Genomic DNA, 24,919 nt, shown 5'->3' with positions numbered 1-24,919 from the left:
GCGGGAGTTATTCTTATGGCAAGGTATAAGGTCGAGTTACAAACTTGCCATCATAAAAAAGGCACAAGTTTGAAAACTTGCGCCAGTTATTTTACTCAATGCGAACCAGCAATTGAACAATCAACAATTTAACCATTAACCTACTCCTTCTTTTTCTTCTTCCTTCTGTGCTTTACTACCTTCGCCTCACGGTAGAAGATGATTTCTTCGGCCATATTAGTTACTTGGTCGCCTACTCTTTCCAGTTTCTTAATAATCGAGAGTAGGGCAAGGCCTTCAGGAATGCGGTCGGGATTGGCTTGGAGATACTTGGCAATCACGACGTCGGATTTGCGATAGATCTTATTAAGCGCCTTGTCCATCTTGATGATTTGTTTGGCGTGCTTAGGATCATCTTTCACGAAGGCTGTGCGGCATTCCCGGAACATGGCCAGCGCCTCGTCATACATCACCAGCACTTTAGTAAGCTCTACCAGCTCTGGGTCAAAAGGGCGGTCGAGCTTACAGACGAAGCGGGCCATTCCCTCGGCGGTGTCGCCAATGCGCTCTAGGTTGGTGTTTATCTTGAGAATGGCCAGCACGGCACGCAGGTCAACGGCAACGGGCGTGAATAGGGCGAAAAAGTTTTCGCACATGCGGTCGATCTTAATATCAAAGCTGTTGACTTTGCGCTCTAGCTTGATAATGCGCTGCGACAGTTCATGGTCGGCATTCATCATGGCGTCGCGCCCGCTGGTGAGCTGGTAGTCAACCAAATCCCACATCTCCAATAATTTTTCCCGCAGGCGTTCGAGTTCTACATCTATATGAGGCATTCGTGTATAGTTTTTTTGAGTGAGACTATTTTTATACGTGAATCAGCGGTGGGCGCCTGTCAACCGAAGCGGCCCGTAATGTAGTTCTGGGTGCGGGTATCCTTGGGGCTTGTGAACATGGTTTTGGTTTTGGCATACTCCACCAGTTCTCCCATGTAAAAGAAAGCGGTATGGTCGCTCACACGGCCTGCCTGTTGCATGTTGTGCGTCACGATTACGATGGTATAGTCCTTCTTCAAGTCGTAGATCAACTCTTCAATCTTGGCTGAGGAGATGGGGTCGAGGGCCGAAGCGGGTTCGTCCATCAGAATCACAGAAGGCTGTATGGCCAAAGCACGGGCAATGCAGAGGCGCTGTTGCTGTCCACCTGAAAGCGCCAGTGCCGACTTGTCGAGTTTGTCTTTCACTTCGTCCCAGATGGCGGCTTGCTGCAGTGAGGTCTCGCAGGCTTCCTGCAGAATTTTCTTGTCCTTTATGCCTTGTATTTTGAGGCCGTACACCACGTTCTCGTAAATGCTCTTCGGGAAAGGATTGGGCTTTTGGAACACCATGCCCACTTCCTTGCGGAGTTCGTCCACCCGAATGTCCTTTTCATAAATATCGCGGCCGTCCAACAGAATTTGACCTTCTATGCGGAAGCCGTCGATGTAGTCGTTCATGCGGTTGAAGGTGCGCAGGAAGGTGGACTTGCCACAGCCCGACGGCCCGATAAAAGCGGTCACAGCCTTTTCCTCCATAGCGATGTTGATGCCTTTAAGTGCATGAAAGTCGCCGTAGTAGGCGTCGAGGTTAATGGCTTCTAACTTGCTGTATTTCTTAGTCATGGGTGAAAAACTTACCATTTTATTTTCTTTTGCTGACGGTGGCGCAGGTATACCGCTATGCCGTTGAGCAGGAAGGTAATCAATAGGAGAATGATGATGGCCGCGGCCGCATTGGTTAGAAAGGCTGCCTGCGGACGGGAGGTCCAGTTAAAGATCTGGATCGGCAATACCGTGAACTCGTCCATCGGCGATCTCGGTACGAAAGGCACGTAAGCCAAAGCCCCGATGACAATAAGCGGTGCCGCTTCACCCACTGCCCGTGAGAGTGCCAGAATCACCCCGGTAAGGATGCCGCCAAACGAGGCAGGCAGCACCTGATGCCACACCGTTTGCCATTTGGAAGCGCCCAACGCAAAAGAGCCGTCGCGGATGGTGCGGGGTACGGCTTTGATGGCTTCGCGGGTGGTTACAATAACAATGGGCAGAATCAGCAAGGAGAGCGTGAGGGCCCCTGCTAGCAAAATGCCACCTAAGTTCATGATGCGCACAAAAAGCTCCAACCCCAGCAAACCGTAGATAATGGAAGGTACGCCCGCAAGGTTGGCGATGTTGATTTCGAGGAAGTTCGAAAGCTTTGTCTTTTTCGCATACTCTTCCAAGTATATGCCAGCGGCTATCCCCAGTGGGAAAGCAATGATAGCTGACAGCACCAAAATCCAGAGCGTGCCTGCCCAAGCCGTGAGTATACCTGCACGTGCGGCACGGCGGGAAGGAAGGCTAGTCAGGAAGTCCCAGTCGATGCGGGCTACACCTTCAATCACGATGTCGATCAGGAAGATGGCCAGCACCACCAAGCCGATGAAGGTACAGAAGACGCCAAACACCTGAAAGGCCTTGTCTTTGAGGCGGTTTTTCTCGGAGTTAGTCATACTTTTCCTGATATTTCTTTTTGATCCAGAAGCTGAGGTTGTTCAGCAGAAACGTAAACACGAACAGCGTCATACCTGCCGCGAAAATAGTGCGGTACTCCAGCGAGCCGTGCGGTACGTCACCCAAGCTCACCTGCACGATGTAAGTCGTAATCGTCTCAATAGGCACCAGCGGATTGAGGGTGAGGCGCGGTTGCTGACCTGCGGCAATGGCCACGATCATGGTCTCACCCACGGCTCTCGAAATAGCCAGAATCACCGACACCAGTATACCTGACGAAGCGGCGGGCACCATTACCCCAAAGGCGGTCTGCAGTCGGGTGGAACCCATGCCGTAAGCGGCTTCTCGCAGAGAGCGGGGCACGGCGCTGATGGCGTCTTCGCTCAAAGAAGAAATCATCGGGATGATCATAATGCCCATCACGATGCCTGCCGACAAGGCATTGAAACCTGCCAGACCGGGTATAAACGATTGCAGAAAAGGCGTCACCACGGTCAGGGCAAAGAAGCCATACACAACGGTAGGTATAGTGGCCAGCACTTCGAGCAAAGGTTTGATAAAGGTTTTGAAACGGGCGTGTGCGTACTCGTTCAGGTAAATGGCGATGGTGAGGCCAATGGGCAGCGCCACCGCAATGGCAATGACCGTAGTCAGAAAAGTACCCGCCACAAGCGGCATAATGCCGAACTTCTTCTCGGCGAAAAGTGGCGTCCATTCTTTTTCTGTCAGGAAGCGCACGATGGATACTTCGCTGAAAAACTTAACCGACTCCGAGAGCAATACCCAGATAATGCTGACCGTGATCAGGATGGTGATGGCGGCCGACAGCCACAGCAAGCCTTCGATAATTTTCTCCTGTACTCTCAAGGTGCTTTTGCTTTAAGCACAGGTATAGCCTCTGTCTCCGCGGGCTATACCTGTACTGCTTATTTCAGGAAGTTATTGTTGATTAGTGGCAGTGGCAGCGCCCTTCGCAAATTGCTCGAACTTCTGTCTTTGCTCGTTGTAGATGTTATCCGGCATGCGAATGTAACCCACTTCTTCGCTAAGCTCTGGGGCATTGTCGAGGTAGAAGTTGACAAAATCTACCACCTCTGGCTTGGCCACTGCCTTAGAGCTTATGTATAAGAAAAGCGGACGGGAAAGCGGAGCGTAAGAGCCGTCTTTCACCGTTTCCAGCGATGGCAGGATAGCGCCTGCACCGTTGCTGTCGTCTTCGTCGTTCACAGGTATAGCCTTCAGCTTGCTCTTGTTCTCTTCATAATAAGCATAGCCAAAGAAGCCAAGCGCCAGTGGGTCTGTGGATACGCCCTGCACCAGCACATTGTCATCCTCGCTGGCGGTATAGTCGCCGCGGCTCGAGTGGCTTTTGCCCACAATGGCTTCAGTAAAGTAGTCGTACGTGCCGGACTCTACACCCGCACCGTACAGGTGAATCTCCTGATCAGGCCACTCCGGGCGGATCTGGTTCCAGCGTTTGATCGTGCCTTGTGCTTCAGGCTCCCAAATTTTCTTTAGCTCGGCTACAGTAATGTCCTGTACCCAGTCATTTTCAGGATGCACCACCACCGTCAGGCCGTCGTAAGCTACAGACAGCTGCAGGAATGAAAGTCCGTTTTCAGTGGCCGTCTTTTCCTCTTCGGCATTCATGGAGCGGGAGGCGTTCACGATATCAATCTCACCACGTGTAAACTTTTTCATACCGCCCCCTGTACCCGATACACCCACGGTCACTTTCACGTCAGGAGCTTCGGCACGGTACTCTTCTGCCACAGCTTCTGTGATCGGGTATACTGTAGAAGAACCGTCAATCTGGATAGAGCCGGACATGTCGCTGCCGCCTTCTTGGCGCTCGCCGCCGCAAGACGTCATGGCAAGCGAGGCACCTAGCATTATAACTGCGCTAAGTCTGAAATATGAAAGCCTAGATTTTAACATACAATTCGATTTTGGGTTATAAGATGAGTGTTTTGGGTTGGTTTGTATGGAATTGATGATTTTTAAGCTGATATACTGTTTTGGTAATGAGGTAGTTGTTTAAAGGGCCAATTCAAACTGCAGCCTGAACTGAGTGCGATCATCGCGGCCAGCTTCCTGTATCAGCGATACGTCGCTCTGCACCTTAAGCGAGTGCCCCACAATGTATCTGGATACACCCAAGGTATACTGTTCCTGATTTCGCAATCCTGTCTCGGCTGTTGGTGTATAGTCGGTATAGCGGCCCGCCACTTCCCAATTGCTCGGCATAAGGTAGCCCGCCTGCAGGTTCAGGGCAGTGCCCGTCACGAAGGTTTCCGCCACGCCGCCCAGTTCGTCGCGCAGCACCACAGATCCATCTGGAGCTTTGCGGTTGGCATACTCGCCCATAGCCGAAAAGCCGCGGTACTTGAACATGGCGTCCACAAACCAAGTGCGCAGGTTACGGGTCGCGCTCAGGAAATCGCCTAGTTGCGCTTGATCACGAGCGGCATTGTCATTGTAGTCGTAAGAAGCGGCCAGTGAGAGTTTAGGAGTCTGCTCACGCTCAATATCGCTGCTCACATAGTCGCCACCACCTTCAAATTCACCGAAGGGTAGTATTTCAAAGCGACCTGTATAATTATAACCACCTGAATTGTTTACAGTAATATCACGGCCTTCACCCATCGAGATGGAGCCAATTTCGCGTAATACCACCTGCCCCAATTGGTGCTCGTGGTGCAGCTGCAGGCCAGCATCGCGGTCGAGGTTGAAGCGGGAGTTGAGCAAGCTGCGGTCTACAAACTGGAGTTTCTGGGAAGAGATAACACGCTCGCGGTTGCCGGGCAGTTTAGTTTGGCCCACCCACAAATGCAGGTTCGGAGCGACTTCCCATTTGGCCACAGCGTCCAGAATGATATTGTCAGCGTTGTTGGTCTGGTTTGGTATGTCGCTGCCAATATCGCTGTTGCTCAGACCGAGTTCTATTTTATACACTAGCCGTGGCGAGAAAGCGAAACCGTCAAATTTGAGTCGAGCCCTACGGATAAGGAAGCGGTCGTCCCACTCATCGGTAGCAGGGGTTTGCCCGCCTTGGTAGAGCAGTTGGAATCTCGTTCCCAGCTGAAAACTGAAAGAAGAGTCGGCCGCTACGAACCGTAATCCTTTGCCGAACTTGCTGTCGTTGATGGTTTGAGCTTGCGTGTTGAAAGTATAGAGGCAGATGAATAAGAGTGCAATAAGCCCTCTTTTGATTGTGTTGTTCACTGTGTTGTATTAGTTAAGGTGAGAATTAATCTAATAACTTTTGTTTTGAAGCCAGATATCGATAGTCTAAGCCGATACCTTGGCAAGTTAAAGTTCAGAGCAGTAAATGGGTAGTCAGGCCATCAGATCTGTTCCTGAATTATGCTGCAAAGTTATCACACCAATATTAATCGGAGGTTATGGCCATGTTACGAATATGTTAAGAATAGGGTGTGACAGAACAAAACAGTCGCTGGCTCCCAAGAACCAGCGACTGTGCAAGGTATATCACTCCTGATTTTTAGAAGTTAAACTGCGCCTGTAGTCTCAGGCGGCTGCCGTGCTGGCTGTTGTTGAAGTTCTGGGCGTTGCGGATGGTGCGGTCGCCGATGCTGTAGTCCGCCGTTAGCTCCACGCTCTTGTGTACAAGCCACTCCACACCGATTTCGGTTTCATATACGCTGTAGCTAGGGGCGTCGCGCTCATGCTTCTTGCCTCCTTCGTAGTGCTGCACTTTCACGAAAGGTATAAGCACCTGCGAACCCACTTCTTTGCGGTACATGGCCTGTGCGTAACCACCTTTTAAGTTCTTCACTTCAATTGCGTTTGTCTCTGGATTGAACTCTGGCCCCCGACCCACATTGTATTCCGCCTGAAAACCGAACGGCTGCGGGTATACGACTAAAGAGGCGGCGATACGTTGGTCAGTAAAGCCTTCTTCTAGGTACTTCTCGGCTACACTTACGCCTGAAGAAAGCTGGTCTGGCGTGACCACATACTTGCCTGTATAGGCTTGTATACCCGGCTCAATGATTTGTTTGCTGCCCACCAGTAAGGGGTAGGAAAGGCGGGTAACCACGTGCTGCGTATTGTTGGCTTCCGGACGGTTGGCGGTCTGGCCATTGTAGATACCGATACCGAACACGCCATAGTTGCCTGAGCCTTTCAGGCCAGCGTCTGTCAGCAATTTGAAGCGTTCTTGTGCGGTTTCGGGCGTCCAGTAGAAGAAGATGCCTAAGTCACGCTCGTTTGCTATGGCACTGTTCAGACCGTCGTTACGGTCAAGAGCCAGTCGGTTGCTGCTTGACTGCAGGTTCTCGAATCCATAAGGAATCTTGCTCTGGCCCACCCGGAAGCGGTATACCTTCTGTCTGTCGAGCGACACATCGAAGTAAGCGTCGCGGAGCTGGAAGAAGTGCAGGGCGTTGGAAGAAGGTGATGACGCGAAGTCAGGCTGGATGTAGATCGAAAGGCGGTCGCTCACGTCGCCGCTGAAGATCAGACGGCCACGGCGTAGAAACAAACCGCCACCTTCTCCGAGGGACTTGTCACACTGGTCGCACTTGAGGTTGGGGTTCGTTTCGAGCAGGCGGTTGTAGCGCACCTGCGCATAGCCGCGCAGCGATATTCTATCGTACCAAGCCTTTTTCTTTGGGGCTTCCTGCATTGCTGCAGGAACTTGCTGCACCACCACCGATGTGGCCTGTGTAGTAGAGTCTGTTGTCTGGGCCTTTACTTCCTTCGAAACCAAAAAGCCTGTGGCTAATCCTGCCACGAGGATAGCACGCGTTACGATTGTTACCTTCATCTTTGGGTGAGTATAATGTACTGAAGCCTTAGTCTGGTCCCGCTGCGGAGTCTACTCGCTTGAGGAAGGCTGTTGCTGAATTTGAAAAGCCGCTAATTGATTGATTTAGAAGGTGGTTTCATTTTCAACGGCACAAAGGTCGGGTGGTAATGTTACTCGTCTGTTATGCCAATGTTAAGATTGTGTTACCAAAGTGTGGGCAAGTATAAAAAGCTGGCGGACAGGTATAGGTATAAGTGATTATTAGAAGTGGCGGAGGGAGTTTGAGTACTCTGCAGGAAGAGAAGGTATAGCATATGACTTTTTTTCGGAAGAGGAAAAATGGCCGTCAGTTATACCGATTCGGAATTGCCATTATACGTGCTTTACAATAATAAGGAGTAGCCGAAACAGCATTGAACACATACTTAACAGTGACTTAACAAAGCACCTAGAACTTTAACAGTTTGATAACTGGGCGGTAATTTTAGCTTAAAAGGCCGGTTATACTTTTGCAGCGAGACTAAGATACAGTTAAGCGCAATGAAATTAATTTTAACACTTCTCACCATCCTGATCACCACCGTTTACGGTTTCGCCCAGCAGGGCACGCTGTCAGGTAAAGTAACAGACAAAACAAACGGAGAAGCCATCATCGGCGCCGTGGTCTTTATTAAGGGCTCTTCCAAAGGTACGACCACTGATGTCGAAGGCAGGTATAGCCTCCCGCTCGAAGCCGGCCTGTACCAGATCTCCATCACCTCGCTCTCTTACAAACCCACCGAGCACACCAACATCAAAATAGAAACGGGCAAAACTACCACACTGGATGTGCAAATCGAGCAGAACAGCACCCAGTTGCAGGCGGTAACCATTGTGGGAACGCGGCAAACGAACACCGAGCTGGCCTTGATGGAAAACATGCGGCAGAGCGAAGTAGTGGTGAGCGGGGTGTCGGGCGAACAAATAGCCAAGTCGCTGGACCGCGATGCCGCCGAAACCGTGAAGCGTATACCGGGCGTCACAATCATGAACGATCGCTATGTGGTGATCCGGGGTGTGAACCAGCGCTACAATACCGTGATGCTCAACGATGCCCTCACGCCCAGCACCGAGCCCGACGCCAAAGCTTTCTCTTTCGACATCCTGCCGACCAGCGTGATCGACCGCATCATGATCTATAAAAACGGCTCGCCTGAGCTGCCAGGTGAGTTCGGTGGAGGCGTAATCAAGATCTATACACGCAACGTGGTGGACGAAGACAAAACTTCCATCTCCTTCTCCAGTTCTTACCGCTCTGGCACGACTTTCCAGAACTTCAACACTTATAACGGCAGCAAAACCGACTTCCTTGGCTTTGACAACGGTTACCGCGCTATCCCTAATAGCTTCCCGGATAACCTAAACAATGTGAATCAGGAGCAGCGCAGCGTGCTAGGACGCGACCTGCCAAACGCTTGGGCACCCGAGCTGGTGTCGGCTATACCTGACATGCGCCTTTCGTTTGGGGTGAACCGCAGGTTGGATATTGGCTCGGTGCGACTGAGCAATGTGTCGGCTGTGTCGTACAGCAACACGCGCACCAATACCGTGGGAACACGCGACACCTACCTGTCTTTTATACCTGAGCTGGGCCGCAGCGAGCGCCAGTTCAGCTTTAAAGATGAAGTATCGGCGCACAACGTGCGACTGGGTGTGATCCACAACTGGACGGCCCGTCTTAACAACAACCACAAACTGGAGTTCCGAAACTTGTTCAACCAGCTGGGCAGTAGCGAAGTGCTGCGCCGCGAAGGAGTGGACTTCTCCAACGCCAATCAGGAACAGCTCAACTACTCGCTGCGCTACGAAAGCCGCACCATTTACTCCGGTCAGCTGCAGGGCACGCACGACCTGAACGACGAGAAAAGCACATTGACCTGGACAGGTGGATACGCTTACACCAACCGCAACGAACCTGACTACCGCCGCTTCCGCACCTTCCGCGACGCCGGCTCTGGAGGTCCTTACGAAATGACCTACAAGTTCACGCCAAGCCTCAACGACGCTGGTCGCTTCTACTCTGAGCTCGACGAGAACACCGTGATGGCCAATACGCAATTCGAGCACCGCTTCAGCACGGCAGACTCCACAGCCGAGCATGCCCCGAAAGTAAGAGTAGGCCTGTACGCCGAGCGCAAACACCGCAACTACGACTCCCGCTACTTCTCTTATATACCTGCCAACATCGGCTCATTCGACAACAGCATTCTGTTCCAGCCTTACGATCAGGTGTTCGCACCGGAGAACATCAACAGCCAGACGGGCTGGCGAGTGGAAGAAGACGCCAACCCGCAGAACAACTACGAAGCGCAAAGCAACTTGCTGGCCGGCTATTTAGGCGGTGCTACGCCGCTGACAGGTGCCTTGTCGGTGTCGGGTGGGGTGCGTTTGGAGTATAACGAACAGGAACTCCGCTCCGTGAATCTGGATGGCTCACGTCTCAATAGAAGTAATCCGGTGCTGAGCGTGCTGCCGGCCGCTAACTTCACCTATACCTTCAATCCACGGTCTATGCTGCGGGCTGGAGCGAGTATCAGTGTCAACCGCCCGGAGTTCCGTGAGCTGGCCCCGGCCCCTTACTACGACTTCATCAACTTGCTGGAAGTGACTGGTAACCCGAATCTGGAAACGGCCACGATCTACAACGGAGACCTGCGCTACGAATTCTACCCGAACCCTACCGAGATCCTGTCGCTGGGTATGTTCTATAAGTACTTTAACAAACCAATCGAAACAGTTTTCCAAAACACCAGTGGCGCCAACAGCATCACCTTCGACAATGCCCGCCAAGCTTACAGCTATGGTCTGGAAGCCGAAGTACGCAAATCACTGTTAGGCCTGACTGCCTCGCCGCTGGTAGACAATTTGTCGCTGGTGCTGAATGCAGCGCTGGTGCAGAGCCGCGTGCAGCTGGATGATAAGTACGACAACCAAAGCACTGACAGACCGATGATGGGGCAATCGCCTTATGTGTTGAACACCGGTCTTTACTATCAGGATGACGTCCGCCAACTCCAGTTCAGCATGCTCTACAACGTGATCGGTACCCGCATCTTCGCGGTGGGCAGCAACCTGCGCCCGACCGTGTATGAACTGCCTCGCAACGTGATCGACTTCTCTGTGACCAAGGCTTTCGGTCAAAATCTGGAGCTGAAGGCAGGTGTACAGGACATCCTCAACCAGAAAACGCGCCTGATCCAAGACTCCAACGACGACGCCAAAATCACAGGTATAGACGAGTCCTTCCGCGAGTTCCGCAAAGGCCGTTACGCCACGCTAGGCGCTACTTACAAGTTTTAAAATCGATTTTCCAATAGAAAACCAAACCCATATACCTTAATTCATTACTTATGAAAAAGCTATTTAATTTATTGCTGGTTGCTGTTGTTTCAGTCTCCCTTTTCGCATGCGACAAAGACGACGACCCAGGAACCACAACACCAAAAGGCATCGAATTCACGATGGCACAGGAGAGCGGCATGATGGCCGTTTCAGGTTCTACGGAAGAAGACTTCACCATGAAAGCGGGCACGAAGTATCTGCTCAAAGGCTTCGTGTATGTGAAAGACGGCGCCACGCTCACTATCGAGCCGGGCACCATCATCATGGGTGACAAAAACTCAAAAGGCACTCTAATTGTGGAGCGCGGCGGTAAGATCATGGCGCAGGGCACGAAAGAGAAGCCTATCGTTTTCACATCGGCTCAGCCTGCCGGGCAGCGTGCCGCAGGTGACTGGGGTGGCCTGATCGTTCTTGGCAAAGCTCCTGTGAATCTTGGTAACAATGCCCGTATTGAAGGCGGTGTGGACCGTGAGTACGGCGGCACAGACGCTAACGACAACTCCGGTGTGTTGAAATATGTGCGTATCGAGTTCTCAGGTATAGCCTTCCAGCCAGACAACGAAATCAACGGCTTGACCATGGGCGGTGTAGGTGCTGGCACTACAGTGGATTATGTGCAGGTTTCTTACTGCGGTGACGACGCTTTCGAGATGTTCGGTGGCACCGTGAATGCCAAGCACCTGATCGCTTACAAAACAGTGGATGATATGTTCGACACAGACAATGGTTACTCTGGCAAACTGCAGTTCCTGCTGGGTATCTCTGACCCGAACATGGCCGATGTGTCTGGTTCCAACGGCTTTGAGTCGGATGGCGACGCACAGGGTTCTGACGCAACACCAAAAACTTCGGCTATTTTCTCAAACGTGAGTCTTTTCGGACCGAAAGCTACGGAGAGCACCCAGTTCAACAGCAACTTCAAGCGTGCGATGCACATCCGCCGTAACAGCAACATTCAGGTGCACAACTCGCTGTTCGCTGGCTGGCCAACAGGTTTGTTGCTGGACGGTACCAAGTCACAGGCGAATGCCACGGCAGGTTCGCTGGCCATCAAAAACACGGTGATTTCAGGTTCCTCAAACGCTTTGACAGTGGAGAGCGGCAGCACGTTTGATGTGGCGGCTTGGTTCAACGCAGCAGACAAAGGCAACAGCGTAGTGGCTGACAATGCTACCCTAAACATCAGTGGTGGCTTCAACCAGACTTCACGCCCAGTGCTAACCGGTAACAGCCTACAGAGCGGCGCCGCCTTCGACGGAATGGACAACTTCTTTGAGCGAGTTACTTACAGAGGTGCTTTCGGCTCAGAGGACTGGACTGCTGGCTGGGCTAACTTTGACCCAATCAGCACTGCTTATTAATCTATAAAAATACGGATTGCCCATTATGGGTGAGATCAATTGCGGCAATCCATAGTGGTGTGGCTTAGTCTCCCACATCATGCACAAGGCCCGCCTCGTAAGAGCGGGTCTTTTTTTATACCTATACCTTTGTGTAGGCTATACCTATAAGGTATGTTTCAGCAAGTTATACTTTAAAAGTCAGTCACTGTGCCGCCATCACCGCCTAAGTATTGGAAGAGGAAATAAGTCAGCACAGCCAGTACGATGATACCCAAACAGCCAATGCCGCCGCAGCCACCTCGACCTCTTCCGCCGCCAGCGCCGCCTCTGCCGCCGAATAACTTACTTAGAATCCAAAATTTGAATAAGCCTCTTAACATAGTTTATACCTTAGTTTTAAAACACATAACCCCGACTGTACTGTGCTTAAACACAAAACAGTCGGGGTTAAAACTTACGGAAAGGTATAGAAGGTAGTTCTGCGTAAGGCTCCTACGACCTATCAGGTATAGCTATTACAGCTTTTAGCTGATCGGTACCTTTCGCAGAATAGCTTCAATGAAATCCTTGGTTTTGATACCGTCGGCCTCTGCTTCGTAGTTGAGAATAATGCGGTGGTTCATCACATCGTGGGCTACTTCCTTGATGTCCTCAGGCAATACGTAGTCGCGGTCATCGAAATAAGCGATGGCTTTGGCGGCGCGGTTAAGGGCGATGCTGGCACGGGGTGACACGCCAAACTGGATGTAGTCTGCAAACTCGTTGAGGTCGTACTCGGCAGGACGGCGTGTCGCAAACACTAGCTCGATGATGTACTTCTCCAGTGTCTCCGATATCTGCACTTGGTTTATCTCACTGCGGATGGCGAAGATGTCTTCTTTCGAAAGCACCTTGTTAACATTGTCATTAAACGCCATGTTGGCCATACGGCGCATGATCTCCAGTTCATCGGCTTTCTTCGGGTAGTCGATGTATACCTTCATCATAAAGCGGTCTACCTGCGCTTCTGGCAGCGGATAGGTGCCTTCGTGCTCCACCGGGTTTTGCGTGGCGAGTACCAAGAAAGGCAGATCGAGCATATAGGTCGTTTCACCGATGGTTACCTGCTTCTCCTGCATGGCCTCCAACAGGGCCGACTGTACCTTGGCAGGAGAGCGGTTCACTTCGTCAGCCAAAATAAGGTTGGCGAAGATCGGGCCTTTCTTCACTTCAAAGCGGGAGGCATTCTGGTTATAGATCATGGTGCCGATCAGGTCGGCAGGCAGCAAGTCGGGTGTGAACTGGATACGCTGGAAGTCGAGGCGCAGGGCGCGGGCCAGTGAGTTGATCGTTAGCGTCTTGGCCAGACCGGGTACACCTTCCAGCAAGATGTGGCCGCCTGTAAAGAGTCCAATCAACAGGCGGTTTACCATATAGGACTGCCCCACTACCACTTTCCCCACTTCATCGAAGACCTGCTTGATCTTTTGCTGATGGTCTTTCACTTGGTCCTGATATACTAATTCTTCTGCTGGCATAGCTCAAAGGCATTTAAAGGCCCTAAATATAGCAATTCTAAGGGACGGGCGCAATTAATTGCTTTTCAGCGTACAGGCAGGTATGCCTAGGAAGGGGTTAAAAGTGAAAAAAGCGCCTTAAGCGCTTTTTTTATGTTCGGTCTCGAAAGTAGCGGGGTTGTCGGCCTGTTGCCGCAGGGCTTCTATGCGTTCGCGTTTGGCCTGCCGCACCAACTCTACCATACTGCTCAGGCGGTTTTCTTCCACATCCTCAATGGGTAGGATCATGGTGGCGTAAGGCGATGCGATATGAATGCGATGCTGGCGGGTAAGCAGGTATAGCATCAGAAAAAAGCCGCTCAGCAAAGCAAAGGAATCGTTGAAATAAACGAACAGAGCGGCTGCCACGCTGGCTGCAAGGTAAAGCGGTTTGCCGGTTGCCTTTATCTGCCAAGACGAGATGTCTTCGAGCATGATGGCCTGTGAACTACGGACCAACCAGTTTTGTTGGCGCTGTATAACGCGGTGCGTGGTCAAGGTGAGTTTCTTGTCCACTGTCTGTATAAGACACCTCTCGCCATCAAGCAATCGGGTTACTGCCATACTTGATGGAGCATTAAGTTTGTTTGTTTTTAAGTTGAGGCGGAGCGAGTGTATCACAGCTTATTTTTGGTGTTTATCTATGTCCAAGATTCCCTGGCGCACCAAATGGTTGCATCTAAATCGGGGACAAAGTTAAAAAATATTACTCTCAGAGCGAAGAGCGCCAAAGTCTGTCCTTGTAAAATCATACTTGGCGGTTCGCAATATTATACCTACGGCAAATCGTATGCTTTGATAGCAAAAATGTTGCCTAGTATTAAATTGAGCGTTGAATAATTTAAATTTTATATATTTATATATAGCAAAAGCCACTCCAGTTGAATAGAGTGGCTTTTGCTGTTTTTTTCTAAAAACGTGGTTTATCCAATTAGGTAGAATTCGCCTTCGTGGCCATGCGCACGCTGGTTTTTGAATCGGGAAATATCCGCTTGCATATTCTCGTAAATCTCCAATATTTCTTCAGAATCTTGGGTGAGCGGCTTAATGTGCTCACTCAGCAACTTGGCAGCCAGCGGGTAGAATTTAGAGTCGTCCGTGTTCTTGGCATTCACCTTGAAGCTAGTTACGTGCGTTTCCAGTTTCTTCAGGCTCGGATGCTCGGCCTTAAACTCCTGAATGGTGTCGCGGAGCTTCTCCCGTATCATCAGGTACAGGTCCTCTTCGAAGGTCATCCCAAAGTCGTCATCCTCCTCTTCATCATCGAAGCTGTAATCTAAGTCGTCATCGTAGTCGAAATCGTCTCTCATGGCTGATAATAAGGTTATTTTGAATTGTTAGTACGCACGGCTATTCTCCGGGTGTTGCATAAAGTATACTGTTTTATCTCAGAACGGATTCATAGAAACAGCTATTTGCCTGCTGCTACAGCCAAAGAAAATGCATAAATAATGTTTCAAAACCGTATTTGCAATGCCCTAGGCCCTGCCTGTGTTGAATTATTTTGCGAAGGAAAAAATGTGCGCTGGTAGTGCTTGACCGTAAAGCCAATAGAGCGGGCAACAAAAAAAGACCTTTCCGAGAAAAGGTCTTTTTTTGTGCTGTGATGAAGACGACTTAGGCAAACTTGCGCTCGATCAGGCGCAGCAGCTTGCCCACGCTGTCCTGCTTCTTGCTCCAGTCATACCGAGGAGCCAGCTCGTGCTGCACATAGTGCTTGGCCTCATCCGGGCTTTTGTACTCGTCCAGTTTCTGGATGGTGTTGTAGTAGCTCATGTTGTCGCCATCGAACAGCTCATTGATAAAGCTGAAGCGCTGGTTGATGGAGATGGAGTTTTTAAGTGACTCGATTTTGCGGTTGCTCAGCGAGTCGCCGAGAGAAGACGAGGCCGGGTTGCTAAACTTCTCATTCATGGTAGGGCGCTCCGCCCTAAAGCGCTCATTGATGTTATCGTTGGCTACAGTTGTCTTGGCGGCAGTTGCCACAGGAGCTGAGGCTTCGCGCTGGGTGGTATGTATGGGCGCTACCACATCTTTCTCCTCCACAGGGGCGGCTGGTGTAGGCTTAGCAGCTGCAGCAGCAGCATAGGCCGCCAGTGGCGAAACCGGTGCCGCTTCTCTAATCTCCTCTTCGTTTATCGGAAGCAGGCTGTTAAAGCTGGAAACAAGCTCGGCCAATGGTGCAATATTGTCTTTGTTCGCGTTCAGGTATAGCTTGAAGCGGCTCAGAATATAGTCTCGGTCGCGGTTGGAGGGCGATAGGGTGCCCACGAAGCCGGCAAACAACGGTTTGTCGAGATCGATGTACTTGAGGTTCTCTTGCAACTTAGGCAAGGTGATGTCTTCCTGAATGCGCAGAAACTTTTCCTCGAACATGGCCACAGGTGCCAGCTTGAGGAGGAACGTGTCGTAAATGGCTTTCTGAAGAAGGGGCTCAAAAGCGTCGCGTTTGATCAGGATCTTGCGTGAGAGCACGTTCATAAAATTGAGCAGCGCCTCCTTCACTTCCTCGTGCTCATAGTCGAAGTAGGGGCTGCGCAGATTGGCCATCTCGTGGTGCCACTTCAACAACAGTTCTTTAATTACAAACAGGTTCACCTGCCTAACTGGGGTAAAGCCGATCAGCTGCGGACCGTTAATTGTATCGTGGGCTGCAAAATGGCGGTCGCAAAGCATGTTTGCGAGTTCTTTGCTGTAACGTTCTAGGCGTAATTGATTATATTTGTCTTCCATTGGTATCGCTTTCTCTCGTAAAGTTATAAATAATATGCCAAACATAACGGTGCAAAACCTGCACGATTGTGAGGTAGAAGTAGCGCCCGGTCAAACGCTGCTCAAAGCACTTCAGGCCGCTGGCATCGACTGGATGCATGCCTGCGGCGGCAAGGGGCGCTGCACGACCTGCCGTATCATTGTGCAGGAGGGTATGGAGCACTTCGGCCCGCTGACCGCCGCTGAGGAGCGCTACCGAAGCAACGGCCGCCTAAAGACTAACGAAAGACTGACCTGCCAGTGTACATTGGTAACAGGAGATGCCATAGGCCGCGTGCCCCGGCAGACGATGCTGCCACATATGAAATACAGTAGCTAACAACTCAACCATTTAGCCATAAAGTCATTACAGAGTAGTACATGTTTATAGAACCGCGCGTGGGCAATGAGAACCATGCAATCAGAAGAGGATGGATAGAGGTGATCTGCGGATCGATGTTTTCGGGCAAGACAGAGGAACTTATCCGCAGACTGAACAGAGCAAAGATCGCCAAACAGAAGGTTGAGATATTCAAGCCTACTGTTGACAAGCGCTACCACGACGAGGACGTTGTGTCGCACAACGCCAATGCCATCCGCTCCTCACCCATAGACTTTGCGCAGGACATGCTGCTACTCGGCGGCAGCTGCGACGTGGTAGGGATAGACGAGGCCCAGTTCTTTGATGAGGGGCTGGCCGAGGTATGCGTGAAGCTTGCTAACAGCGGGGTGCGTGTGATTGCCGCCGGCCTCGACATGGACTACCTCGGAAAACCCTTCGGGCCCATGCCTGCGTTGATGGCCGTGGCCGAGTATGTGACCAAGGTACACGCCATATGCGTACAGTGCGGCGATATTGCCACCTATTCTTTCCGAAATGCGGTATCGGAACACCAAGTGCTGCTCGGCGAGACGGAGTCGTATGAGGCCCGCTGCCGCCATTGTTTTGTAGAGGGCATCAAACAGAAAAAGTAGATCGACGGTTCTTTAGCTCTAAGCCACTAGCTAAGCAAATGCCCAAAGCTGTCTTGTAGCTTGCCGACAGATGCTCACCATGTTACAACCTTTATGCCTATACCTGCCCAGAACACCATCGTGCGCTTGATATGCCTAGTAGTGGCCTTAGGCTGGCTGCCAGCCTCGGTGTTAGGACAAAGCCAGATAGGTATAGGTGCTTGGCAACTGCATGTGCCCTATACCGAGGGCAGGGCAGTGGCTGATGCTAGCGATCGGGTGTACCTTGCCGCTGAACAGGGATTGTTTTACTACGATAAGGAGTTCCGAAATGTGCAGCCCGTCACCCGTGCTGACGGACTCAGCGAACAGCGTATCAGCACCATCGGCTACGACCCGGAAACCAACACACTCATCATTGCCCATGCCAACGCTAACCTCGACCTGTTGCAGGGGAACCGGATTCTGAACATTCCGGATATCATGCGCCGTAACGTTGGTGATGACAAGACTATCCACCATATTCTCATCCATAACAAAACGGCCTATCTCTCCACTGCTTTTGGGGTAGTGGTGCTAGACTTGGTAAAGCAGGAGATAAAAGACACCTATACCCAACTAGGGCCTGAAGGAGCGGACCTGTCTGTAAAGGCGGCTGCTATACTGGGCGAACACCTCTACTTGGCAACCAACCTTGGGGTGCTGCGCGGTAACCGCCTTCAGGCAAACCTCAAAGATTTCAGGAGCTGGCAGCTTATGTCCGCCGGATTGCTACAAAATGTCAACCTAACAGCCATCGCGGCCTTTCAAAACAAAGTGTACCTAGGTACCACAGCACACGGTATGCAAGTGCTTCAGAACGGAGTATGGGAGCCAGTGCCTGTACCAGATGGTTCAGCTATTCGAAGTATGAACGTCTCCGAAAGCAGCCTGACAGCCGCCACAGCACAAGGTATCCTGCTGCTGGACCAGCGCGGCGTGGCCTCAGGGCTAACCCACCCTAGTGTGCAGCGGCCTGCGATGGTGGTGGAAGATGCATCTGGTGTCATGTGGGTGGCTGATAGGAGCAAAGGGCTGGTGGTATTGGGATTGCAAAGTGATGCTGTTGTGCTCGCCCCCAACGGACCAGCCTCCAGTAATAGCTTCAGGGTACAGGCTGGCAACGGCATAACATACGTGCTCAGCGGCGGCTACGACGAAAACTACCAGCCCCTTAACCGCACAAACGGCTACTATGGCTACCAAGGTGGCCGCTGGTATAACAACAGCCCTGCCCAGTCCCCTGCTGGTGGAGAGCTGCGTGACTTCGTGGATGCAGTTTATAACCCCGTGACCGAGCATGTATACATGGCGACATACGGGCAAGGGTTGTTAGTCTGGAAAGGGGAGGAGCAGCCTCTGCTCTATAACGGCACCAACAGCACGCTGCTCAGCACCCAGCCCAGCACTGATCGCACCGAGCAGGTACGGCTTACGGATATGGCAGTGGATGCCGGTGGCAATGTATGGGTGGTGAACCGCCATCAAGTGTCCGGTGCACCGGGTTTGCACGTATTGCGACCCGATGGTGAGTGGCAGGGTTACATGATTCCAAGCATCCTAGACAATGGCAACTTGGAACGCCTCGCAGTAGATGATAACGGGTATAAGTGGCTAAGTATAAGCCGGCGCAACAATGTGCGAAGCGGCTTGGTGGTGTATGACGAGGCGCGGCAGCAACTCCGGCAGCTTACCACTGGCGCTGGCAGTGGAAATCTACCAAGCGGGGCGGTATATAGCCTCTCAAAAGACCTTAGCGGTGACATCTGGGTAGGCACGGCCTCCGGGGTAGCGGTATATTATAGCACCGCAGCCGTGTTTTCCGTGCAGGGGTACGATGCCCGTATACCTGTGATAGACGGTAGGCCGCTGCTGGGAGGACAGGTGGTGCGCGACATAGCTGTAGATGGTGCCAACCGAAAATGGATGGCCACAGATAATGGGCTTTGGCTGTTTAACTCGGAGGGAGACAGGCTGTTGCAGCATTTCACGGCCCAAAACAGTCCGCTTCCATCTAACAAGGTGCTCTCTGTGGCGATAGAGCACCGCTCCGGCGAAGTGTTTGTGGTAACTGACGCGGGTATTGCCTCCTACCGCTCTAGTGCCACTATCACTGAGGGCAAACCCGACTGCACCCAGGTATACCCAAACCCGGTGCGGCCCGACTTTACGGGGCTAATCGGTGTATCGGGGCTGCCTAATAACGCCGATGTGCGCATCACCGACATAAACGGCACACTGGTGTACAAAGCAAAGGCCACCGGCGGCACCATCGCTTGGGACGGCAGGGGTTACAATGGCAAGCGAGTAAAAGCGGGCGTTTACTTGGTGTTCGCTTCCGATGGCGAAGCCCGTCAAACCTGTATCAGTAAAATAGCCGTACTGGAATAAATGCTAGTCAAAACAAGAGGCATCGTCCTGCACTATATCAAGTTCAGAGAGTCGTCCATCATCGCTAAGGTATACACCGAGCAGTTAGGGGTGCAGTCTTATATCGTGAACAGTGTGCGCAAGAAGGGCGCTGGTTCTCGCATTGCCCTGTTTCAGCCTTTCACGCTGCTCGACATGGTGGTCTATACCTCCCACAAAGGCGGGCTGACTCGCATTTCAGAGTATAGAAGTGCCTATCCCTTCTCTACCATACCTTTCGACATCCGGAAAAGCAGCATCCTGCTGTTTCTGTCAGAGATGGTGTCGCGCACCGTGAAGGAGGAGGAGGAGAACCCGGCGCTCTTTCATTTCCTCTACAATGCCATCATCGAATTTGACGAGCTGCAGGAGCACTTCGAGAATTTTCATTTGGTCTTTCTACTGCACCTGAGCCACCATCTAGGCTTTGGGCCGAGCAATGGGACGGAGATCATCGAGCAGGTGGCCTTCTCGGCTAATGCCCAGTCCAATACTGGAGCTCCGCCCGTGCTAGCGCTGCAGGCCTATGAGGTGTACTTTGACCAACTGCTGCGCACACCGGAGCAGGCGGCTATACCTAACGGCAAGGTGCGCCGCGAAATGCTCTCTATCCTCATTCGTTATTATCAGCTACACGTAGAGCGGCTGGGCGAGATAAAATCGCTTGCTATACTTTCAGAAGTGTTATCGTAAGGGCACAAAAAAAGCGGCTGAGTATAATACCCAGCCGCTTTTTTTATGGTTATACAAGCGCTATAGTTTTCTGAGCGTCTCTATCTCAAAGGAAAGCACTTCGTTTGGACGTATTGACTGGCTTCCGCATTTGCCATAAGCCAGATAAGAAGGAATGTAGAATCTGGAGACTCCACCGATTTTCATCAGCTTCAAGGCTTGGTTCCAACCTTCGATCACACTTCCCGGGGCATTTTTCATGTCAACATAGACAGTAAAAGGCGTGCCGGTTGGGTAAGAGTTGTCGAATGTTCTGGAAGCGTCGAACGTGGCCGCACTCAGGTGCTTGCCGATATAGTGCACAGATACTCTATCGCCCGACTGGATCATGTCGCCAGTTCCCTCCTTTATAGTAAAGTAATGGATGCCTGACGCCGTCACCTGCATGTCGGTGGTGTCAATGTCATTGTCGCGGAAGTACTTCTTGATTGCCTTGACGTCGACTAGCATCTGTGCATTCTTTTCCTCCTCTGTGGCGATGCATGGGTTTCTGTAAGGGTCCTCCTGCTTTTCACACGAAGAGAATGACAAAGAAAGCAGCACAAGCAACAGGGTAACCGAAGCATTCCAGTACGTTGCTTTTTGCTTCAGAAAAGTAATAGGGCTCATTGCAAAAGGATTTATCGGTTCCAGATCTTCTTATTGTTTGATGTCAACCAACTCCACGTCGAAGCGAAGGATTGAGTTGGCTGGCATTTGTTCGCCTCGGGCCTGATCTCCATAAGCCAACGGAGAAGGGACAAGCAGAATTGCTTTGCTGCCTTTGTTAAGCTGCGCTATGCCATCGTCCCAGCCTTGAATCACTTGGCCTTGGCCCAGAGGGAAACTGAACGGCTGACCACCGCTCATCGGGTTGTCGTAAGAAGACTCCAACTCCTTGCCATCCAAGAAAGAAAGCTTGTAGTGTACAGACACGTTGTCGCCTGCTTTGGCCTTAGGACCTTTGCCAGGCTCAGTTACCACGTAGTACACACCAGCGTCAGTCTTCTGTGCATTTTTCAGACCCTTCTCTTTGATGTATTCCTGAATCTTGGCATCGTCAACCTTCATTTGCTCAGCAGCCTGCGCCATAGCGGCTTTCTGCTGCTCTTCAAACATTTTCTGCTGGTCGGCGATAGCCTCCTCCTTCGACTGGATCTTCTCAGCTTTCAGGTAGAAGGTCATGTGAGAACCCGGCTTAATAAACGGAGGCATCGGCTGACCGAAAGTCTTTGCGAAAAGAGAGTCAGCATTGATTTTGAACACGCCAGAGTCGCCTGCTCGCATCATAGTAAGGGCTGTCTCAAGGCTGCCTTTGAAAGACGGCTCCATCACAGGGATCATGATAGGCTGTTTTTGATCACGTGAGTTGAACAGCACAGAGTCACCTTCAGTGCGGTAAGACATGTGCATGGTGATCACTTGGTCTAAACGAGCGCCGGTGGTGTCGTTCGGGTCGATTTCGCCGCGGCTTACATACTCACCTTTGTCGTTCTGCTCATAAATCTTATAAGCTAAGCCATCAGCCGTGGTGCGGAATTCGTCGCTTTTGTTTTTGTCGCCGCAAGATTGCAGTAACAGGGCGCCGGCCAGAACCGGCAATAAGAACTTTGATTTAAATAGCATGTGTTATAGGTTGGATAATTGTTGTATTAGTTAATAGAAGCCAGCAGTTGGTCTTTGTACTGTGGCAACAGACTTTCAAATTTGGCCACCGTGTTGTCGAGTGAGTCAAGAGACATGCCGCCGGCCGCGTTGCGGTGTCCGCCGCCGTTAAAGTTGGCGCGGGCAAACTCGTTTACCGAGAAATCACCTACCGAGCGGAAAGACATCTTCACGGCCTGCACACGATCGATGATGACGGCTGCAAAAACAATGCCCTCGATAGAGAGTGCAAAGTTCACCAGACCCTCGGTGTCACCGGTCTTGGAGTCGTAGGCTTTCAGTTCGTCGGCCGTAATAGCGATGTAAGCGGTTTTGTACTCGTGATGCACCACCAGCTTGTCTTTGAGGGCATAACCCAGAAAGCGCAGGCGCAACTCGGAGGAACTGTCGTAGATGAGGCGGTGGATGTTGGAGGTATTCACCCCAATATGCAGCAGGTCAGCTATGATCAGGTGCACATTTTTGGAAGTGCTCGGATGGCGGAAAGAGCCCGTATCGGTCATAATGCCGGCGTAAAGGCACTCGCCTATACCTGTGTCGATCTTGTCGCCGTCGCCCAGTGCCTTGATCAGGTCATACACCAGTTCAGCCGTGGCGGCCGCCTTCGGGTTAGAGAAGTCGAGGTCGGCAAAATCTTCGGGCTGCAGGTGGTGGTCTATGAGTACCTTGGTGCCTTTGGCATGGCGGATATACTCGCCCATTTCGTTGATGCGCGACAGCACAGAAAAGTCAAGGCAGAAAATTACTTGCGACTCCTCTATAATGCGGCGCACGAGGGCGTCGTTTTTCTCAGAGTACACGAGCACGTCCTCGTTGCCCTCCATCCAAGTCAGGAAGCTGGGATAATCGGAAGGCGTGATAACGGTAACCCGGTGACCCAGTTTTTTGAGATAGCCGGCGAGACCCAGCGACGAACCCAAGGCATCGGCGTCAGGTTTGTGGTGCGTGGTGATCATCACCTCTTTAGGTTCTCTCAGAAGCTCTTTGAGAGCATTAATGTCGTGCATACTGCTTGTTATAAATCCGCTGATTAGTAGGGATATAAGGCGCGAATTTCTGAAGAAATAACTTCTAAAGCAATAAAATAGCGTTTTATGACGCCTTGCGCGGCAGTTTGGTAACAGCAAATCAACTTAGCCTCCATGGCATATCGCATAAATAATTGCAGAAAGTGTAGGCCGGATGCTGCGATAATTGAGCTAAATGCGCTAATTTTGCAGCTTCGAAACGAAACATACACACATTAACAGAATAGACATGGCTGGAAACATCACATTTACCATGATTAAGCCGGATGCGGTGGCAGATAACCACATTGGCGGCATTACGAAAATGATCGAGGAGGGCGGCTTCCGCATCGTGGCGATGAAGAAGACAAGATTGACTGAGGAGCGTGCCGGTAAGTTCTACGAAGTGCACAAGGAGCGTCCTTTCTACGGTGACTTGGTTAAGTACATGTCATCTGGCCCAATCGTAGCCATGATTCTTGAGAAAGACAACGCAGTAGAGGACTTCCGTAAGCTGATCGGCGCTACTAACCCGGCTCAAGCTGAGGAGGGCACTATCCGTAAGGTATACGCCAAGTCAATCGAGGCGAACGCCGTACACGGCTCTGACTCTGACGAGAACGCTCAGATCGAAGGCGACTTCTATTTCTCTGCTGACGAGCGTTTCTAAGCTAATAAAGACTACTTATTGATTTCTCAAAAGCCCGCAGGACCCTATGGTCAGGTGGGCTTTTTTGATTAAGTTTAGTGTTTAATCTTCTGATATGAAATCCTGCTTATACTTAATTGCCTTAGTAGCTACCTTTTGCATTGGAGGCTGTAGCCAAGCCGATCCAGAACCGGACTTTTCTGGTATCCAAGACATCCCTTATACCGTGCAGCAGTTTTCCGGCACTACTGGTGGTACCACACATGTATCCATCTATCCTAATCCATTTTTCAGTCATCTGACCATTGAGGTGCATAATCCAGACAATACTCCTGCTACCATTTATGTATCTGATGAAAAAGGAAAATACAGCAAAAAATTTGAGGTGCACGAGGGAGGGGGAACGTCATTATTTCTGGATTTCAGCCGAATGCCAAAGGGAGTATACATTTGTGAAGTACAACAGCCCGGAAAAGTAGATCGGTACCGCCTTGTTAGAGCTCAGTAAGAGATGAAGAAATTGATTTTTTTTCTAGCCTTGTTGCTTACAGTCGCTGCTAAAGCACAAGATGTGTCTTATGGCCTTACAGGTAGATTCGGAGCCTATAAAACCATAGTCAGCAGCAGTGAAAGCATAGGCAGTAATAACCAGTATAGACCCGGACTGCAGCTTGAAGTAGGTGCTTGGGTTAAATTAAAGGTAGCTGAGAAAAGTAGTGTTCAATTTTATGTATTGCAGGCCATAGAGCGACAAAGCGGTGGGACGATCAGGGCTGTAGATAGCTACGGGAATGATATAGCAGATCTCAAAACCAGATACGGCAATCTGTCAATCGGTGGCGCAGCAGTATACCTGTATCAGCTAAATGACAGACTATGCATGGGGGCAGGTGTCGGCAGCAGGTATAACTTGGCAGCCATTATGGTGATGCAGAAGGTCGAATACGGCGTCGGTTATGCCGTGGACAGCAATGACTACTATGCGAACACCTATCACCGGAAATTAAAAGTTTTTGTGCCGCTGGAGGCGCAGGTAAAGCTAAGTCAACGCATACAGCTTGTCGGGCAGGTGCAAGTGCCGCTCAGCAACAGAATAGCAGCAGCAGAGTCTGCTTTCAAAGAACGGGATTTGGGGTTGACAGTAGGAGTAAATTATACCTTGTAGAATTTCCTGAGGAGAGAAAAAAGAAAC

General features: G+C 51.1%; 24 protein-coding genes. 9 read left to right on the top strand and 15 right to left on the bottom strand.

What is annotated here, in order from left to right; genetic code table 11:
• Nucleotides 1–140 precede the first annotated feature (140 nt).
• From phoU to Q1A04_RS10895, 7 genes are all read right to left on the bottom strand, one after another.
• Entirely contained in the window at nucleotides 141–815 is a 675-nt protein-coding gene (gene phoU / locus Q1A04_RS10925; RefSeq protein WP_299705348.1) for a phosphate signaling complex protein PhoU, read from the bottom strand.
• Between the two features lie 59 nt (nucleotides 816–874).
• Nucleotides 875–1,639, bottom strand: coding sequence for a phosphate ABC transporter ATP-binding protein PstB (gene pstB / locus Q1A04_RS10920; protein WP_299705346.1), 765 nt, complete (start codon nucleotides 1,637–1,639; stop codon nucleotides 875–877).
• An 11-nt stretch (nucleotides 1,640–1,650) separates the two neighbouring features.
• Nucleotides 1,651–2,508: a phosphate ABC transporter permease PstA gene (gene pstA / locus Q1A04_RS10915; RefSeq protein WP_299705345.1), complete on the bottom strand. Its 858-nt coding sequence runs from the start codon at nucleotides 2,506–2,508 to the stop codon at nucleotides 1,651–1,653.
• Entirely contained in the window at nucleotides 2,501–3,376 is an 876-nt protein-coding gene (pstC, locus tag Q1A04_RS10910; RefSeq protein WP_299705342.1) for a phosphate ABC transporter permease subunit PstC, read from the bottom strand. Before pstC ends, pstA begins: the two co-directional genes overlap by 8 nt.
• 72 nt (nucleotides 3,377–3,448) lie before the next feature.
• Nucleotides 3,449–4,402: a PstS family phosphate ABC transporter substrate-binding protein gene (locus Q1A04_RS10905; protein WP_299705339.1), complete on the bottom strand. Its 954-nt coding sequence runs from the start codon at nucleotides 4,400–4,402 to the stop codon at nucleotides 3,449–3,451.
• Between the two features lie 144 nt (nucleotides 4,403–4,546).
• Complete coding sequence (locus tag Q1A04_RS10900) at nucleotides 4,547–5,734, bottom strand: porin (protein WP_299705336.1); 1,188 nt, start codon at nucleotides 5,732–5,734, stop codon at nucleotides 4,547–4,549.
• A 280-nt stretch (nucleotides 5,735–6,014) separates the two neighbouring features.
• The gene (locus tag Q1A04_RS10895) at nucleotides 6,015–7,301 is read right to left on the bottom strand and encodes a porin (RefSeq protein WP_299705333.1); all 1,287 of its coding nucleotides are present in this window, start codon (nucleotides 7,299–7,301) and stop codon (nucleotides 6,015–6,017) included.
• 522 nt (nucleotides 7,302–7,823) lie between these two features.
• On the opposite strand from Q1A04_RS10895, the gene Q1A04_RS10890 reads away from it, so the two are divergent.
• Together Q1A04_RS10890 and Q1A04_RS10885 are read left to right on the top strand one after the other, a co-directional pair.
• On the top strand, nucleotides 7,824–10,622 hold the full coding sequence (locus tag Q1A04_RS10890) for a TonB-dependent receptor (protein ID WP_299705330.1): 2,799 nt from the start codon (nucleotides 7,824–7,826) through the stop codon (nucleotides 10,620–10,622).
• A gap of 50 nt (nucleotides 10,623–10,672) precedes the next feature.
• Nucleotides 10,673–12,025, top strand: coding sequence for a T9SS C-terminal target domain-containing protein (locus Q1A04_RS10885; protein WP_299705327.1), 1,353 nt, complete (start codon nucleotides 10,673–10,675; stop codon nucleotides 12,023–12,025).
• Nucleotides 12,026–12,198: 173 nt separating this feature from the next.
• Here Q1A04_RS10885 and Q1A04_RS10880 read toward each other — a convergent pair whose 3' ends face one another.
• From Q1A04_RS10880 to Q1A04_RS10860, 5 genes are all read right to left on the bottom strand, one after another.
• Nucleotides 12,199–12,387, bottom strand: coding sequence for a hypothetical protein (locus Q1A04_RS10880; RefSeq protein WP_299705324.1), 189 nt, complete (start codon nucleotides 12,385–12,387; stop codon nucleotides 12,199–12,201).
• Nucleotides 12,388–12,531: 144 nt separating this feature from the next.
• Entirely contained in the window at nucleotides 12,532–13,524 is a 993-nt protein-coding gene (locus Q1A04_RS10875; protein ID WP_299705321.1) for a MoxR family ATPase, read from the bottom strand.
• 117 nt (nucleotides 13,525–13,641) lie between these two features.
• Nucleotides 13,642–14,106 (bottom strand): hypothetical protein, encoded by a 465-nt coding sequence (locus Q1A04_RS10870; RefSeq protein WP_299705318.1) that lies wholly within the window; start codon nucleotides 14,104–14,106, stop codon nucleotides 13,642–13,644.
• 359 nt (nucleotides 14,107–14,465) lie between these two features.
• Entirely contained in the window at nucleotides 14,466–14,852 is a 387-nt protein-coding gene (locus tag Q1A04_RS10865) for a hypothetical protein (protein WP_299705315.1), read from the bottom strand.
• Nucleotides 14,853–15,159: 307 nt separating this feature from the next.
• Nucleotides 15,160–16,275, bottom strand: a complete 1,116-nt coding sequence (locus Q1A04_RS10860) for a hypothetical protein (RefSeq protein WP_299705313.1) — start codon at nucleotides 16,273–16,275, stop codon at nucleotides 15,160–15,162.
• 34 nt (nucleotides 16,276–16,309) lie between these two features.
• On the opposite strand from Q1A04_RS10860, the gene Q1A04_RS10855 reads away from it, so the two are divergent.
• The 4 genes from Q1A04_RS10855 (at nucleotide 16,310) to recO (ending at nucleotide 20,388) form a co-directional block, all read left to right on the top strand.
• Complete coding sequence (locus Q1A04_RS10855; protein WP_299705310.1) at nucleotides 16,310–16,633, top strand: 2Fe-2S iron-sulfur cluster-binding protein; 324 nt, start codon at nucleotides 16,310–16,312, stop codon at nucleotides 16,631–16,633.
• Nucleotides 16,634–16,674: 41 nt separating this feature from the next.
• Nucleotides 16,675–17,268 carry a thymidine kinase gene (locus Q1A04_RS10850; protein ID WP_299705307.1) on the top strand — a complete coding sequence of 198 codons (594 nt, stop codon included), beginning with the start codon at nucleotides 16,675–16,677 and terminating at the stop codon, nucleotides 17,266–17,268.
• A 93-nt stretch (nucleotides 17,269–17,361) separates the two neighbouring features.
• On the top strand, nucleotides 17,362–19,677 hold the full coding sequence (locus Q1A04_RS10845; protein WP_299705304.1) for a hypothetical protein: 2,316 nt from the start codon (nucleotides 17,362–17,364) through the stop codon (nucleotides 19,675–19,677).
• On the top strand, nucleotides 19,678–20,388 hold the full coding sequence (gene recO, locus Q1A04_RS10840; RefSeq protein ID WP_299705301.1) for a DNA repair protein RecO: 711 nt from the start codon (nucleotides 19,678–19,680) through the stop codon (nucleotides 20,386–20,388).
• Between the two features lie 60 nt (nucleotides 20,389–20,448).
• Here the strand turns inward: recO and Q1A04_RS10835 are convergent, their stop codons facing one another.
• Genes Q1A04_RS10835 through Q1A04_RS10825 form a run of 3 tightly spaced genes read right to left on the bottom strand, consistent with a single transcriptional unit; the run spans nucleotide 20,449 to nucleotide 23,078 of the window.
• Nucleotides 20,449–21,036: an FKBP-type peptidyl-prolyl cis-trans isomerase gene (locus Q1A04_RS10835; protein ID WP_299705298.1), complete on the bottom strand. Its 588-nt coding sequence runs from the start codon at nucleotides 21,034–21,036 to the stop codon at nucleotides 20,449–20,451.
• 30 nt (nucleotides 21,037–21,066) lie between these two features.
• Nucleotides 21,067–22,032 (bottom strand): FKBP-type peptidyl-prolyl cis-trans isomerase, encoded by a 966-nt coding sequence (locus Q1A04_RS10830; RefSeq protein ID WP_299705295.1) that lies wholly within the window; start codon nucleotides 22,030–22,032, stop codon nucleotides 21,067–21,069.
• Nucleotides 22,033–22,058: 26 nt separating this feature from the next.
• Complete coding sequence (locus tag Q1A04_RS10825) at nucleotides 22,059–23,078, bottom strand: bifunctional oligoribonuclease/PAP phosphatase NrnA (RefSeq protein ID WP_299705293.1); 1,020 nt, start codon at nucleotides 23,076–23,078, stop codon at nucleotides 22,059–22,061.
• 250 nt (nucleotides 23,079–23,328) lie between these two features.
• Here Q1A04_RS10825 and Q1A04_RS10820 point away from each other — a divergent pair, with 250 nt between their 5' ends.
• The 3 genes from Q1A04_RS10820 to Q1A04_RS10810 all read left to right on the top strand — a co-directional run bounded on the left by Q1A04_RS10820 (nucleotide 23,329) and on the right by Q1A04_RS10810 (nucleotide 24,892).
• Nucleotides 23,329–23,748: a nucleoside-diphosphate kinase gene (locus tag Q1A04_RS10820; protein WP_299705291.1), complete on the top strand. Its 420-nt coding sequence runs from the start codon at nucleotides 23,329–23,331 to the stop codon at nucleotides 23,746–23,748.
• Nucleotides 23,749–23,842: 94 nt separating this feature from the next.
• Nucleotides 23,843–24,235, top strand: coding sequence for a T9SS type A sorting domain-containing protein (locus Q1A04_RS10815; RefSeq protein WP_299705289.1), 393 nt, complete (start codon nucleotides 23,843–23,845; stop codon nucleotides 24,233–24,235).
• A 3-nt stretch (nucleotides 24,236–24,238) separates the two neighbouring features.
• Entirely contained in the window at nucleotides 24,239–24,892 is a 654-nt protein-coding gene (locus Q1A04_RS10810; RefSeq protein ID WP_299705286.1) for a hypothetical protein, read from the top strand.
• The last annotated feature ends 27 nt before the right edge of the window (nucleotides 24,893–24,919 follow it).

Source organism: uncultured Pontibacter sp. (genome assembly GCF_947499215.1).
Classification (GTDB): domain Bacteria; phylum Bacteroidota; class Bacteroidia; order Cytophagales; family Hymenobacteraceae; genus Pontibacter.
Note: the sequence above shows the minus strand (reverse complement) of the source record. Positions and strands in the feature narration are given on the sequence as shown.

Coding starts and splice junctions, on each gene's coding strand:
- recO (WP_299705301.1), top strand. CDS start 19,678: ATGCTAGTCAAAACAAGAGGCATCGTCCTGCACTATATCAAGTTCAGA.
- pstB (WP_299705346.1), bottom strand. CDS start 1,639: ATGACTAAGAAATACAGCAAGTTAGAAGCCATTAACCTCGACGCCTAC.
- Q1A04_RS10835 (WP_299705298.1), bottom strand. CDS start 21,036: ATGAGCCCTATTACTTTTCTGAAGCAAAAAGCAACGTACTGGAATGCT.
- Q1A04_RS10865 (WP_299705315.1), bottom strand. CDS start 14,852: ATGAGAGACGATTTCGACTACGATGACGACTTAGATTACAGCTTCGAT.
- Q1A04_RS10825 (WP_299705293.1), bottom strand. CDS start 23,078: ATGCACGACATTAATGCTCTCAAAGAGCTTCTGAGAGAACCTAAAGAG.
- phoU (WP_299705348.1), bottom strand. CDS start 815: ATGCCTCATATAGATGTAGAACTCGAACGCCTGCGGGAAAAATTATTG.
- Q1A04_RS10855 (WP_299705310.1), top strand. CDS start 16,310: ATGCCAAACATAACGGTGCAAAACCTGCACGATTGTGAGGTAGAAGTA.
- pstA (WP_299705345.1), bottom strand. CDS start 2,508: ATGACTAACTCCGAGAAAAACCGCCTCAAAGACAAGGCCTTTCAGGTG.
- Q1A04_RS10845 (WP_299705304.1), top strand. CDS start 17,362: ATGCCTATACCTGCCCAGAACACCATCGTGCGCTTGATATGCCTAGTA.
- Q1A04_RS10810 (WP_299705286.1), top strand. CDS start 24,239: ATGAAGAAATTGATTTTTTTTCTAGCCTTGTTGCTTACAGTCGCTGCT.
- Q1A04_RS10875 (WP_299705321.1), bottom strand. CDS start 13,524: ATGCCAGCAGAAGAATTAGTATATCAGGACCAAGTGAAAGACCATCAG.
- Q1A04_RS10815 (WP_299705289.1), top strand. CDS start 23,843: ATGAAATCCTGCTTATACTTAATTGCCTTAGTAGCTACCTTTTGCATT.
- Q1A04_RS10830 (WP_299705295.1), bottom strand. CDS start 22,032: ATGCTATTTAAATCAAAGTTCTTATTGCCGGTTCTGGCCGGCGCCCTG.
- Q1A04_RS10860 (WP_299705313.1), bottom strand. CDS start 16,275: ATGGAAGACAAATATAATCAATTACGCCTAGAACGTTACAGCAAAGAA.
- Q1A04_RS10850 (WP_299705307.1), top strand. CDS start 16,675: ATGTTTATAGAACCGCGCGTGGGCAATGAGAACCATGCAATCAGAAGA.
- Q1A04_RS10895 (WP_299705333.1), bottom strand. CDS start 7,301: ATGAAGGTAACAATCGTAACGCGTGCTATCCTCGTGGCAGGATTAGCC.
- Q1A04_RS10870 (WP_299705318.1), bottom strand. CDS start 14,106: ATGGCAGTAACCCGATTGCTTGATGGCGAGAGGTGTCTTATACAGACA.
- Q1A04_RS10885 (WP_299705327.1), top strand. CDS start 10,673: ATGAAAAAGCTATTTAATTTATTGCTGGTTGCTGTTGTTTCAGTCTCC.
- Q1A04_RS10890 (WP_299705330.1), top strand. CDS start 7,824: ATGAAATTAATTTTAACACTTCTCACCATCCTGATCACCACCGTTTAC.
- Q1A04_RS10905 (WP_299705339.1), bottom strand. CDS start 4,402: ATGCTAGGTGCCTCGCTTGCCATGACGTCTTGCGGCGGCGAGCGCCAA.
- Q1A04_RS10820 (WP_299705291.1), top strand. CDS start 23,329: ATGGCTGGAAACATCACATTTACCATGATTAAGCCGGATGCGGTGGCA.
- Q1A04_RS10880 (WP_299705324.1), bottom strand. CDS start 12,387: ATGTTAAGAGGCTTATTCAAATTTTGGATTCTAAGTAAGTTATTCGGC.